The sequence below is a fragment of the Natronincola ferrireducens genome, assembly GCF_900100845.1.
Classification (GTDB): Bacteria; Bacillota; Clostridia; order Peptostreptococcales; family Natronincolaceae; genus Natronincola_B; species Natronincola_B ferrireducens.
Genome location: NZ_FNFP01000008.1, coordinates 71,335 through 85,303 on the forward strand (window position 1 = coordinate 71,335; position 13,969 = coordinate 85,303).

General features: G+C 34.7%; 12 protein-coding genes, 1 pseudogene and 1 riboswitch. Of the genes and pseudogenes, 2 read left to right on the top strand and 11 right to left on the bottom strand.

Going from position 1 to position 13,969, the window contains the following annotated elements:
- Positions 1 to 23 precede the first annotated feature (23 nt).
- Positions 24 to 989: a DNA-binding protein WhiA gene (gene whiA, locus BLS22_RS12830; RefSeq protein ID WP_090554389.1), complete on the bottom strand. Its 966-nt coding sequence runs from the start codon at positions 987 to 989 to the stop codon at positions 24 to 26.
- 125 nt (positions 990 to 1,114) lie between these two features.
- Between whiA and BLS22_RS12835 the strand changes: the two genes are divergently transcribed.
- Positions 1,115 to 1,279, top strand: a complete 165-nt coding sequence (locus BLS22_RS12835) for a DUF1540 domain-containing protein (RefSeq protein WP_090554392.1) — start codon at positions 1,115 to 1,117, stop codon at positions 1,277 to 1,279.
- A 30-nt stretch (positions 1,280 to 1,309) separates the two neighbouring features.
- Here BLS22_RS12835 and BLS22_RS12840 read toward each other — a convergent pair whose 3' ends face one another.
- From BLS22_RS12840 to fdhD, 8 genes are all read right to left on the bottom strand, one after another.
- Positions 1,310 to 1,732, bottom strand: coding sequence for an NUDIX hydrolase (locus tag BLS22_RS12840; protein ID WP_090554394.1), 423 nt, complete (start codon positions 1,730 to 1,732; stop codon positions 1,310 to 1,312).
- 382 nt (positions 1,733 to 2,114) lie between these two features.
- Complete coding sequence (locus BLS22_RS12845; protein ID WP_090554399.1) at positions 2,115 to 3,431, bottom strand: gluconeogenesis factor YvcK family protein; 1,317 nt, start codon at positions 3,429 to 3,431, stop codon at positions 2,115 to 2,117.
- Entirely contained in the window at positions 3,432 to 4,304 is an 873-nt protein-coding gene (gene rapZ, locus BLS22_RS12850) for an RNase adapter RapZ (protein WP_090554402.1), read from the bottom strand.
- Between the two features lie 37 nt (positions 4,305 to 4,341).
- Positions 4,342 to 5,256, bottom strand: a complete 915-nt coding sequence (murB, locus tag BLS22_RS12855; protein WP_090554405.1) for a UDP-N-acetylmuramate dehydrogenase — start codon at positions 5,254 to 5,256, stop codon at positions 4,342 to 4,344.
- A 100-nt stretch (positions 5,257 to 5,356) separates the two neighbouring features.
- Entirely contained in the window at positions 5,357 to 6,709 is a 1,353-nt protein-coding gene (locus BLS22_RS12860) for an ABC transporter substrate-binding protein (protein ID WP_090554408.1), read from the bottom strand.
- 273 nt (positions 6,710 to 6,982) lie between these two features.
- Positions 6,983 to 7,372, bottom strand: a complete 390-nt coding sequence (locus BLS22_RS12865) for an MOSC domain-containing protein (protein WP_090554410.1) — start codon at positions 7,370 to 7,372, stop codon at positions 6,983 to 6,985.
- A 5-nt stretch (positions 7,373 to 7,377) separates the two neighbouring features.
- The gene (moaA, locus tag BLS22_RS12870; RefSeq protein WP_090554413.1) at positions 7,378 to 8,340 is read right to left on the bottom strand and encodes a GTP 3',8-cyclase MoaA; all 963 of its coding nucleotides are present in this window, start codon (positions 8,338 to 8,340) and stop codon (positions 7,378 to 7,380) included.
- Positions 8,341 to 8,401: 61 nt separating this feature from the next.
- Positions 8,402 to 8,521, bottom strand: a riboswitch (molybdenum cofactor riboswitch).
- Between the two features lie 32 nt (positions 8,522 to 8,553).
- Positions 8,554 to 9,342 carry a formate dehydrogenase accessory sulfurtransferase FdhD gene (gene fdhD / locus BLS22_RS12875; RefSeq protein ID WP_090554415.1) on the bottom strand — a complete coding sequence of 263 codons (789 nt, stop codon included), beginning with the start codon at positions 9,340 to 9,342 and terminating at the stop codon, positions 8,554 to 8,556.
- A 435-nt stretch (positions 9,343 to 9,777) separates the two neighbouring features.
- Here fdhD and BLS22_RS12880 point away from each other — a divergent pair.
- Positions 9,778 to 10,302: pseudogene (locus BLS22_RS12880) on the top strand (ferritin-like domain-containing protein); the annotation flags it as partial.
- Positions 10,303 to 10,345: 43 nt separating this feature from the next.
- Here BLS22_RS12880 and fdhF read toward each other — a convergent pair.
- Together fdhF and BLS22_RS12890 are read right to left on the bottom strand one after the other, a co-directional pair.
- Entirely contained in the window at positions 10,346 to 13,021 is a 2,676-nt protein-coding gene (gene fdhF / locus BLS22_RS12885; RefSeq protein ID WP_090554421.1) for a formate dehydrogenase subunit alpha, read from the bottom strand.
- Positions 13,022 to 13,071: 50 nt separating this feature from the next.
- Positions 13,072 to 13,969: NADH-ubiquinone oxidoreductase-F iron-sulfur binding region domain-containing protein (locus tag BLS22_RS12890; protein WP_143011291.1), on the bottom strand; the 898-nt coding region annotated here is incomplete at its 5' end.

The window sequence follows — 13,969 nt, forward strand, 5'->3', positions numbered from 1 at the left end:
TATTGTTAATTAGTACTTTTTTCCTAGTTACCCTTATGGTCCCATTTTTTTTGTAATCTCTGGGCTATTTCTTCTATCTTTCTTAAACGATGATTTACTCCTGATTTACCGATGGATGGATTTAACATTTGGCCCAGTTCCTTTAGACTGGCATCCTGATATTTTAGTCGAAGCTCTGCAATTTCCCTTAATCCTAAGGGTAATTCCCTAATTCCTATTGTATCTTTTATATATTGTATATTTTCTATTTGTCTCATAGAAGCATTGACTGTTTTACTTAAGTTGGCAGTTTCACAATTAACAATTCTATTGATATCATTACGCATTTGTTTATAAATACGAATGTTTTCTAAATCCAACAAAGCTTTATGGGCCCCAATAATATTAAGGGTATCCACCACCTGGTCCCCCTCTTTAATATAAACCACATAACTTCCTTTTCTTTCAACAATTTTAGCATTAAGCTGGAATTCATTGATAAGATTTTTCAAATCCTCACTGTGCTCTGGACTATTGGTGACAAACTCTAAATGATAGGTTTTTTCAGGAGCACTTATAGAGCCTCCACCTAAAAAGGCTCCTCTTAAATAAGCCCTTTTACAGCAGGGTTTTGTAAGAATCTGGCTGGGGATCTCATAGGTTATATCAAAGGAGTTATTATAGTCTTTAAATATCCCTACTTTTTCTAAGATGATAGCACTTCCCATAGAATGGGTAATCAACATCATATAATGGTTATTCTTCTTTAATCTAGCATTTTTCCTTATCAATACCTCTACATGAATTTGAAACAATTCTTTAATATATTTAAATATTTTTCTTGCAGTAGAAGGATTTTCAGTATTAATTCTTACATTAAATTTTTTTAATCCTGTTAACTGAAGGACCCCACTCATTCTAATTAATGCTGCCAATTCCGCCAATTTACAACAATCTTCTTGGGGAATAATTCTTGCTAATTCTGATTTCGTGTTTCCTGAAAAGGACATATTATCACAACCTTCAATAATCTTTTTATGTAGTATTTTCCAAAAACAAATTACCTATAATTTTTTTACAAATGTACAAAATATATATGAGCCTATTTATCCTATATTTTAAGGAGGTGCGCAAGATGAAACAACATCCAAGAATGGAAGTAATGTGCCATGTACAAAACTGTAAGTTCAACGAAACAGATTATTGCTTTGCTCCAAAGCTTGAAGTAAATGCTAAAGGAAACAGCGAAATGGCTAATTCTTCAGACGAAGCTCTTTGTACAACTTTTCAGCCTCAATAACTTAATATTTTATAACGAAGACCTCACCACTTATTTTTGTGAGGTCTTCTTAATATGTCGAATAGCTTTTTGTATAATTTCCTTTTCATCATCATATTTCGCTAAATCTACGGCACGATTAATATGAATGAACTTAGCATCAATAAATCCTTCTTCCTTTAATGGTATACAATGAATGGATCTAGATTGCATTAAGAACCAATGTACCGTTTTATTAATCATATCATTATCTTCCCAACTATTTTTAAAAGTATAGTGGATTTCTCCTAAATACTTTAGCACTTCCACCTTCACTCCAGCTTCTTCATATACCTCTCTTATAGCAGTTTCTTGAATGGTTTCACAAGACTCTATTTTTCCCTTTGGCAGTACCCAATCTCCATTATATTTTTTTAATAATAGTATAGCATTGCCAAAAACCACTACACCTCCAGCACTAGTTTCCTCTCTCACACTTTCCACTCCTTTAACCTTTGTGACCTCAAATCTGCATGAAATACATTATTATGTCTATTATCTATCCTTTTGTATGAATTATGATAACAAAGTCTTCCTTTAAGGATATTTACCAATAGACTTTAGATAAAATAACAAATAATCGAATTTATATCTTATTAATAACTTTGTAAGGCTAATAACTTTCCATTTATTATAATAATAAATTACCACATTCAACTATTTATTTCAATCATTAAGGAATTAAAGGAATAAAAAAAGGCAAATCATTCTCCATAGGATGAGTTACCTTTTAAAATAACATTAATTTAAGCCATTGTTATAATTCAATAACAGCACTAGCTTCTTCTGAATTAAGTCTTATTTTGCACTGTAGCTTTTAATCTTGAAATTTTCTATCTAAATGTTTTAAAGTTGCTATTTTTTTAGAAGGTGAGGAGCCTTTGGTTTCTTCAAGGCCTATATCTACAATAATTTTTGATAACTTAACGGCATCATGTCTTACATAATCTCTTTTGATTTCTACTAGGTTATCTTCTATTAAACTGATTTCATATTCTTTTAATTTCCCTCTATCCTCTTGGGTTATCTTTACTAAACTTGCACCTTCTTGCTGATACTTTTCGTAGGCATTTTCTACTATCTCTCCGTTATTAGCTATAACAAAGTCTACCTCTATTTTAGGACAGTGTTTCATAATTGCTTCCAAATGACCAATGACAGAATAGCCATCCGTCTCCCCAGGCTGCGTCATCATATTAGAAATGTAAACCTTCTTAGCAAAAGACTGGGCTATAGCTTCTTCAATATTTTTTACTAATAAATTAGGTAGAATACTGGTATAAAGACTGCCGGGACCTAAAACAACCACATCCGCATTCCCAATAGCCTCTATAGCCTCCTTTAATCCTTCTGCTACTTTAGGTTTGATAAAAACCCTTTCAATAGGACTATTCTCTTCTATACTTTTTTTAGGAATATTTGACTCTCCCTTAACTACTGTACCACTATTCAATACACCATAAAGGGTGATATTTTCTAAGGTAACAGGATATACTTTTCCTGTCACAGCCAATACTTCACTCATTTTTTTAATAGCTTCCTCAAAATTGCCGCTAATACCATTCATTGAGGCAATAAATAGATTGCCAAAGCTTTGACCCTTTAAAGTTCCCTCCTGAAAGCGATATTGTAAAAGTTTTTCCATAGTTGGTTCCATCTCTGCTAAAGCAATAATACAATTCCGTATATCTCCAGGGGGAAGCATACCTAAATCCTCTCTGAGCTTACCAGACCCTCCCCCATCATCTGCTACCGTAACGATAGCTGTAATGTTGGAGGTAAATAGTTTTAAGCCCCTTAGAAGGATGGATAACCCAGTTCCTCCCCCTATAACTACAATTTTGGGTCCCTTGGCTAAAACCTTCTTATCGTAAATCATTTTGTTGATTTTTCCTTTATCTAGATTACCACCTATTTTATGGATATCCTTTAATAAAGATCTTAATCCAAAATACAATGCAATATAAATCAATAGTACACCTAATAGACCCCCTATAATTTGAAGACCTACATTAACCGTCATCCCTACAAAATAATAAGAAAGGGAGTAGGCTAATAAAAGCACACCTATTAAACCCAATATAATCCATCGCTTAATTTGAAGCCCTGGTTTCAACCAATCAACAGCCTTCATTTAATCTCTTTTCCTTTCCCTTAGCGTATCATCCCTATGGGTTAAAATACTGCGGTAACCCTTCTCTTTTAATTTATGATACAGTACATGGGCTATTGTGACAGAACGGTGTCTACCCCCAGTGCATCCAATAGAAATAACCAATTGATTTTTTCCTTCCTTTATATAATGGGGAATTAAAAAATCAACTAAATCAAAAAGCTTGTTAGAAAATTCTATACTGATGGGAGAATTCATCACATACTCCCTTACCTTTATATCCTTTCCAGTAAAATCCCTTAGCTCTTCAACATAATAGGGATTGGGCAAAAACCGAACATCAAATACTAGGTCAGAGTCTAAAGGAATACCATGTTTAAACCCAAAGGAGGTGATATAGATGATTAAATTATTGGTTTGATTTCCTTCAAGATAAATATTTCTTATTTCTTCCTTTAATTGCCCCGGCGTCATTCTCGTAGTATCGATAATATTTGTTGCCATAGCCTTCAGCTTTTTAAGACGATCCCGCTCCTTGTCAATCCCCTCACCAATACTACTATTTACTGATAATGGATGCTTTCTCCGGGTTTCCTTAAATCTTTTAATAAGGGTTTCATTGCTGGCATCTAAAAACATAATTTCATAGGAATAACCTAGTTCCTCTAAATCCTCTAAACTAGCGAATAAATCATCAAAAAACATACCCCCGCGAATATCAATTACCAATGCCACCTTATCTATATCTCCTTGGGATTGACGACATAGCTCTATGAATTTTGGAATTAACGTAGGAGGAATATTATCTACACAATAAAAACCTAAGTCCTCCATATATTTAACCCCTTCACTTTTACCTGCGCCAGACATTCCAGTAACAATAACAAATCGCATCTTATCAAACTCCTCTTTCGTAGAATAGCATTGATTTCTATTCTTCCCCTACAATACGAACCTCAGGATGAAGCTCAACACCAAACTTTTGTAATACAGTTTTTTGAACTAAAGCAATCAATCCTAATACATCATCAGCTGTAGCATTCCCTATATTGACAATGAATCCAGAATGAAGTTCTGAAACTTGAGCATCCCCTACCCTAACACCCTTTAAATCAGCGTCTTCAATTAGTTTTCCTGCAAAATATCCTGGTGGTCTTTTAAAGGTACTCCCGGCACTTGGGAGGTGAAGGGGTTGTTTTGTTGTGCGTTTTTGAGTTAAATCGTCAGTAATAGCTTTAATTTCTTCATATTGTCCCTCTTCAAGCTCCATAGTTACCTCCAGGACAATATAGTTTTTCTTTTGGATTATGCTGGTCCTGTATCCCAGCTGCAGCTCCTCTAAGGAGAACTCCATTACTTCACCTGCTTCATTTAACACTTTACAGCTTTTCACTACATCCTTCATTTCGCCACCATAGGCCCCTGCATTCATGGTAATAGCTCCCCCTAGGGTGCCTGGAATGCCGCTGGCAAACTCAAAACCCTTTAGGCTTTTTTGTAGAATTTTTTTAGATAGGGTTGATAGCAAAACACCAGCCTCAGCTACTACCTTGCTACCATTAATTACTATATTACTTAGGTTTTCTGCAATTTTTATTACAACACATCGCATCCCCTTATCTCTAACCAAAACATTTGATCCATTCCCCATGATAAAATAAGGAGCCTTAGCTTCTTTACAGATTTCCATAGCCTTCTGAATCTCTTGTATATTTTGAGGGATAAGTAATATGTCTGCTGGGCCACCTATTTTAAAAGAGGTATGGTTTTTCATAGGCTCATCCAACAATATATGTTCTTCCTGCATAACTATTGAAAACTGTTGATACAATTTATTTTTATCCACTATTTTCACTCCTAAGCCTTGAAGGTTAATTATTTTTTCTTCTCTATTTCCTTTAAAGTATATCTCTTTTTTTATCCTTGGTCAATTCATCCTATTGACTTCACTTTGTAATCGAATGTAGAAAAATATGTATTTTTTCCTCTGCATCTTTTAATACTTCTTCGGAATTTTTTTTCCCCAATACTCCTAAACGAATTTCATTCTGCAATATTTTGTCAATTTCATTCCAATGGGGATGGGGAGGAATGATTAGAACATTATCTAGATTATCATAAAGTGTAGTCATTAAAGGGTTTCCTTCATAAATGTTTCCTACAGTTTCTTTAACCGGGAATACCCCTAATCGATTTAATTCCTTTTGATATTTTTCATCAGCTAAATGTTTTATAAAGGCTACGCACATTTCTAGCTTTTTTTCATCCTGCTGTTTAGAAATTCCATAGGCACCTATACCGCTATTCATGGTAATTGGAACTCCTTCTTTGCCTATAGGATACGTAGCTATGTCATACTCAAATCCCACACCTTCATTTTTTAAATTCTCTAAAGCATTTAAAGCCCAAGTTCCTACAGGATATACGGCAATTTTTTGTTCTTTATAAAATGAAGTCCACGCTGCGTTGGAAGTATTTTCACCAAAATTAGGAGGAGTTACTTCATATTTTTGTTTTAAATCTATAACTTTTTGTAGACCGGATAATGCCTTCTTGTCAGAAAAGCTATAATTAAAATTTTTATCGATTACTGTTCCTCCATCACTTAACAAAATTCCCCATATATTATAATAACCAGATTGTATAAAACTATGAAATCCAAAGTGGTCTATTTCCCCGTTGGGACTGCTGGAATAAGTCAGCTGTTGAAGCTTCTCTACAAACTCTTCATAGGTCCAGCTTCCATCCACTGGTGGTTCTACACCCCTTTCATAAAAGATATCTAGATTTAATACCATCGTATAGCTAGTCATCATCCATGGCATTGCCCATATCCTATCCTTGTAGGATACCCCCCTAATAGCACTTTCTCTAAAACTATTTATTTCCTCTCCCGTTAAGTAGGGATCTATAGGTTCTAATACATCTTTACTTAAAATACTATAATCACTGCCTATTGGAACAATATCAGGCAATTGCCCCATTTTCACAGCAGTATCTACCTTTATTGGTCCTTTTTCCCAATCCAACGGCTTAAAGTCCACATATACTCCAGGATTTTTCTTTTCAAACTCCTGTATCTTTTCATAAATCCATTGGAAGCTGGTGCCAGTTTTTTTGTCTAGTCGGGGATAATCCCAAAAGGAAATAACTCCTGTCCATTCTTGCTGGCTTTGGTCAAGGTTGTAATCAATTTTTGTGGGGGGAAACCTAAGTAAATAAATAGGGCCTCCAATAATAAATACCAAAAGTAATATATATATAAATATACGAATCAATCTTTTATAAGCTTTTCTCATAAGAATCCCTCCTTATCTTCGGTGTATTCCCAAAACTCCCTCCGTCCCTTTATATGAGTAGGAATCTTAGGAATACATCATTGAAATAAATTGAGATATAATTCAAACAGAATCAAAATACCCTCTGGGTAAACAAACTAAGTGACTAACACGAAATCAAAGATTTCGGTTATCTACTTATGAATTAAGTCTCATTTTATGTCTATTCCTACCTATTATTTGTTATTCCTAGAGACAAAGCAGTAAAGTAAAAAAAGAGTACACTAAGTACTCTTATATGTTAACTTTAGCTCCCTTTTTTACTAGACCTTCTTGTACTACCTTTCCAAAAAATATTTGTTGTCCAAGCGTACAGGAATGGTTTTTAGTAAAAGCTGGGCATTGTTGGTGGCATTTTTTTTCAATTTCTGTAATCTTAATCACTGCATCCCCTATGGTCAGTAAAGTATTTATAGTTATTTTTTCTAAGTCTATTCCTTTAATAACAAAGTTTGCTTTAAATTTAAAATGACAAAATCCTTTGATTATATCCTGGGTTAAGCTGTCATATCCCTTAGAAGTTATCAAGCTAATGTTTTCATCCTTAGAAGTTTGTAAAAATATTTCTTGATGATTTTTCCAGACATCATCTTTCTTTTTTGAAATTCCTTGGACAATCCACAAAGCGCCTACCCTCCAATTTCCGACATATTTCTTGTGCCTAATTGGAAATCCTCTGTATACAAATAATGCTGTTGGGGTTTGGCTAAAATGGATTCCTCTATAACCTTTGTTAGTTTATGGGGTTGATTTCTTATAATATTGAGGATGTCTATCTCTTGATTGCTGTGGAGACATGGCTTTAGTTTGCCATCACTGGTCATTCTAATCCTATTACATTCTTCACAAAAATGACTACTAATGGGGTTAATAAAGCCTATCTTTCCTTTAGCTCCAGGTATTTTATAATATTTTGCTGGACTGGAGGTTTGATGGGCTAAAGGGATTAAATTGCCAATTTTCTTTTTAATGGCTTCATTTGAAATAAATCTTTCCGTTGCCCAATTACCGGCCTGCCCTACTGGCATCAGTTCAATAAATCTTACTTCTATATTATCATCTGCTGTAAGTGCCACAAAGTCCTGTACATCCTCTTCATTGTAGCCACCTATAATAACAGTATTTAATTTTACAGGGGTCATACCCAGTCTTAGAACTTCTTGTATGCCATCTAACACCATATTGACATCCCCACCTCTGGTAATTTCTCTATACTTTTCTGGTTTTAAAGAGTCAATACTGATGTTTACTCGTTTTAGCCCTGCCTCCTTTAAGTCCTTTGCATATTCTTTTAATAGTACTCCATTGGTGGTCATAGCAATATCATTGATTCCTTCAATTTTTGATAAAGAGGCGATAAAATCTACAATCCCTTTTTTTACCAAAGGTTCACCTCCGGTAATCCTAATCTTGTTTATACCTAAAGATGCAGCAACCTTAGCTATTTCTGTAATCTCTTCAAAGGTCAACATATCTCTATGATTCTTTTTACAGACACCCTCCTCAGGCATGCAGTAGAGACACCTTAAATTGCATAGATCCGTAATAGATATTCGCATATAATTAATCCTTCGATTGTAATTATCTCTCATTATCTCACCCCTATATATAGTCAAAATATTTAAAAAGCTAGTCCCAAAAGGACTAGCTTTTATAAGTTCTAGTTAGTTTCCTTTTCAAATACGGGAGGCATGGAAATTTCTTTTCATACCCATAGGCTCCTTCTCCTAGACCTTTGCCCTTAGAGATAGTAGCTCGGAAAATCTATTGTTTTTTATTGATATTTATTAATTATTATAGCATTTTCATTGGTCAATTAAAACATTTTTTTTATTATTGTAAATATTTAATCTTTTTCCTCTTGCAAATCCGATTAAAGTTATGTTTAGAGCTTTTGCAATATTAACTGAAAGGTCTGTAGGAGCTGATCTAGATATAATAAAAGGAATTTTTCTTTTACTAGTTTTAATAATCATTTCAGAAGAGATTCTACCAGTTGTTATCAGGAGTTTATCAACTAAATCCATATCCTTTAGAAAGGCTTCCCCAATTACTTTATCTAAGGCATTATGTCTGCCTACATCTTCATGAAATAGCAGCACTTCATGTCTATTACAAAGAGCACAGGCGTGTACCCCCCCTGTTTCTTTAAATAAATTTGACATTTCATTTAGCTGACTAGATAAATCCCAAATTTCTTCTGCCTTTACCTTTATTTCATTTTTTATGGCTTCAGATCCTAAAGAATCCAGTACATTATAAAATACCGTTCCCTTTCCACAACCAGTTGTTACTGTTCTTTTACCAAATAGTTTTTCTGCAAAAGGAGATTTATTTTTAACCACTACATAACCATGTCCTTTTTCTTCATTTATATATATGCTTTCGATTTGTTCCTTAGACTTAATAATTCCCTCTGAGATTAAAAAGCCCACTGCTAAATAATCCAATCCTTTAGGGGAACATAACAAAGTAATAAACTCTTCGCCATTTATAAATATGGTAAAGGGATATTCTGTAATAACTACATCTTCAACTGTCTCCCTTGTATATCCTTTTATTCTATCGATGACTATTTCTTTTGTATAGGACATCTTACCCCTCCTAAAGCTATAATTTTATTTTTAATTCCTTGGATTATTCATAGTATAATTATATCATATTATTCATTCCATCATTAAGGTTTGTAACAAATCTCTATAATATTTGCTTTTATTCCCTACTTTATTTATTTTTCTCCCAGTAGTAAGTTTGTTATTTTTTATATTTTTACTATTCCCATGCTGTTATTTAATCTATTTATCCATGGTAAATAGTATAGGTTATTACTAGAAATGTTTTATTGAAAAAGCTCCCTATGACAATTTTATAATTTAGGATAACAAAAATCTATAAAGAAATTGTTTAAATTCCATATGTTTGGGTGTTAAAGCCTTATATTGATATTTTCTATTACTTAATATTTATTTTGTTCATTTTCTTTACAGTTTTTCAAAAACATGGTATCTTAAAAGTATGTTAAAACTTTATTAAAGATTAAGGAGGAGTTTTGTCTTATGAAAAACACATTAAGCATATTAAAGTATGCTATGGAAATGGAAAAACAAGGCTATGAATTTTTTAAAAGCAATGCCTCAAAGATGTCTTTAGCAAGTGCCAAACAGATGTTTGAAAAGCTAGCTGATGTAGAAATGGATCACTATAACTATTTAAAAGAACAGGTTGAGTACATAGAGGCAAACAACGAAGTTAAAGAAGTGGAGTTTGACTTAGATAGAGAAAGAGATTTATTTGATGAAAGAGCTGAAAAGGAATTGCTAGATAAAACTATTGGTGAGTCTATGACTCCTGATTTAACAGTTCTAAGAACTGCTTATCTAATAGAAAAGGATTATGCAGAATTCTATAGAAAGGCCGCTAAGGAAACAGATGATCCTAAGGCTAAAAAGCTTTTTGAAGCACTAGCCCAATGGGAGGATGGTCATGAAAAGCTATTTAAACAGGAATACGACCGGCATATGGAAGAATACATGAATCAACCTTGGGGCGGTTAAAGGATTTCAAAAAACGAAGAGGTCATTTTGACCTCTTCATTTTTTATGCCAGCTTTTCTACTTTAACACCAGTTACCTTTAGTCCAGGTATTTTACAGTATTTATCTAGGTCTTCATCATTGGTGAGCACATTAGCACCCTCTCCCCAATGGAATGGTATAAATAGTACATTTTCATCTACAATGTCTGTTACTTTAGCTTTTATTGTAATCTCTCCTCTTCGGGAGGCTACTTTGATAGTTTCTCCATCTTCTATGCTTTTAGCCGCTGCAAGCTTTGAATTTATTTCTACATAGGCTTCTGGAGCAATATTATTAATTCCTTCTGTTTTACCAGTCATAGTTCTGGTATGGTATTGATATAAAATACGTCCTGTTGTTAGGACCAATGGATACTCTTCACTATTTAACTCATTGGATTCTACAAATTCAACTGGTTTCAATAATCCAGCACCCCTAGCAGGCTTACCACCATGTAGGAACTTAGTTCCTGGATGATCTTCTGTTGGACATGGCCATTGAATACCTACCTCTTCGATTCTTTCATAGGTAATTCCAGCATATTGTGGTGTAACGGTTCTAATTTCTTGGAATACTTCTTCTACATTATTGTATTTCTTATCATACCCTAGCTTATTCATTAGCTCCATAAAGATTACCCAGTCGGGCTTAGCTTCTCCTACAGGTTCCACCGCTTTTCTTACCCTTTGGACTCTTCTTTCAGTATTAACAAAGGTACCATCCTTTTCAGCAAATACAGCAGCTGGTAATACAACATCTGCTAACTCTGCTGTTTCTGTTAGGAAAATATCCTGTACTACGACAAAGGCTTTTTCCAGTGCCTTTTTAACATGCTTTGTATTTGGATCCGATACCATTGGATTTTCTCCAAAGATATAAAGCATCTTAACGTCCCCAGCTTCAGCTCCATGCATGATTTCTGGAATTGTTAAACCAGGCTTATCGGAAAGCTTCACTTCCCAAGCAGCTTCAAATTTTTCTAATACAGCTGGGTTATTTACTGGTTGATATCCTGTCATTACATTTGGTAAAGCCCCCATATCACAGGCACCCTGAACATTATTTTGACCCCTTAATGGATTCACACCAGTACCTTCTCTACCTAGATTGCCGGTTACTAAAGCTAAATTCGATAAACTTATTACATTTTCTGTTCCATTATGATGTTGGGTAACCCCCATACAGTATAAAATGCTCCCTTTATTGGCTTCAGCATAAAGTCTTGCGGCTTTACGAATATCCTCAGCATCAACCCCACAGATTTCTGCAACCTTTTCTGGAGTGTATTTAGCCACAACCTCTTTTAATGCCTCAAAGCCTTCTGTATTTTCTTCAATGTATTTTTTGTTTTCTAAGCCCTCTTGTAAAATAACATTTACCATAGCATTAGATAATGCTATCGTTGTACCAGGCTTAATTTTAAGGAATACGTCAGCATCCTTTGCAAGCTCAATTTCTCTAGGATCTGCTACGATTAGTTTTGCTCCCTTATGTCTTACCGCCTGCTTAATTTGAGCACCTATAACAGGATGACTTTCTGTTGTATTTGAACCCGTTACAAAGATTGTATCGGCTTCTTTAATTTCTGCTACACTATTTGTCATAGCTCCACTACCTAATGTAGTTGCAAGACCTGCAACTGTAGAGCTGTGTCAGAGGCGGGCACAATGGTCAATATTATTGGTACCAATAACTCCCCTCATAAGCTTCATCATTAAATAGTTTTCTTCTGTTAAACCTCTAGCCGATGAAAATCCAGCTATGGCATCAGGACCATTCTCTTCTTTTACTTCTTTAACTTTACTGGTAATTACTTCATAGGCTTCTTCCCATGTAGCTTCTTCTAGCTTCCCATTTTTTCTAACCAGTGGCTTCTTTAAACGATCTGGATGACCTACAAAGTTGTAAGAAAATCTTCCCTTTACACAAAGTAGTCCATCGTTGGAAGGTCCATCAGCTGGTAAAACCTCCACAATTTTGTTGTCCTTTACTAATAAATCCATTTGACAGCCAACACCACAATAGGAACAAGTAGTTCTTGTGGATTTTGTTTCCCAATATCTAAATTTTTCTTTACTCTTAGGCATCAATGCTCCCACAGGACAAACGGATACACAATTACCACAGGATACACATGTAGAATGCTCAAGTCCTCTTTCAAAGGGTGTTGCAATATGGGTATCAAAACCTCTTACAGCAAATCCTATAGCATCTGTATTTTGTAATTGAGAGCATACATAAACACATTTCCCACAAAGAATACATTTTTCTTGGTCACTATAGTAAAATTGATTACTTTTATCTATTTCAAAAGTCTTTCTATCTCCCTCAAAGGAAGATTCTTTAATATCATATTTATAGCATAAATCCTGTAAAGTACATCTACCTGCCTTCTCACAGGTTAAACAATCTAATGGATGGTTTGCCAATAATAGGTCTAAAATTTCCTTCCTAGCTGTAACAACTGGTTCACTTTCTGTATAAACCTCCATACCTTCCCCTGCCGGAGTACAGCAAGCTGTTGGCAGATTTCTTGCCCCCTTCACTTCTACTACACAAATCCTACAGGAACCATGGGGTTTAAGTCTTTCATCATGACAAAAGGTTGGTATATCTACGCCAATTTTTTTCGCTGCCTGAAGTATAGTTGAGCCTTCTTCAACCTGTACTTCAAAGCCATTTATTTTTAAGGTGATCATCCTTCATCCTCCTTTAGCTTTTTGGTGTCCAACGGTTGATATATAATATATTAACCCTTTATAATAGCTTTAAATGGACAGGCCGACAAACACGCCCCACACTTAATACATGTATCTGTATCAATAACATATACTTCTTTACCCTTCACACCACTAATACAATTAACAGGACATTTTGTTGCACAAATACCACATTTCTTACATAGCTCAGGTATAACCTTATATTGTAAGAGGGCTTGGCACACCCCTGCAGGACATTTCTTTTCATTAACATGGGCTTCATATTCATGTTTAAAGTACTTTAAGGTTGATAATACTGGATTTGGTGCCGTCTGACCTAAGCCGCATAGGGAAGCAGATTTAATTGTAGTTGCTAAGGTTTGTAGCTTATCTATGTCGTCTATAGTACCTTTGCCCTCCGTTATTTTGTCTAGTAGTTCCAGCATTCTCTTTGTACCTTCACGACATGGTGTACATTTCCCACAGGATTCTTCAACGGTGAAATCCAAGAAAAATCTTGCAATATCCACCATACAGTTATCCTCATCCATTACAATCATACCTCCAGAACCCATCATAGATCCCAAGGCAATTAAATTTTCATAATCAATGGGTGTATCAATATACTCTGCTGGAATACATCCTCCTGAAGGTCCTCCTGTTTGGACTGCTTTGAAGGCCTTTCCATCTGGAATTCCTCCACCTATTTCATAAATAGCCTCCCTTAGGGTAGTTCCCATAGGAATTTCTAGTAATCCTGTATTGTTAATTTTACCTCCTAAAGCAAACACCTTAGTTCCTTTAGATTTTTCTGTTCCTATACTGGCAAACCACTCTGCTCCCTTTAGGATAATCTGAGGGATGTTTGCATAGGTTTCTACGTTATTTAATAGGGTTGGTTTATCCCAGATTCCTTTATGGGCAGGGAATGGCGGTCTTGGTCTAGGC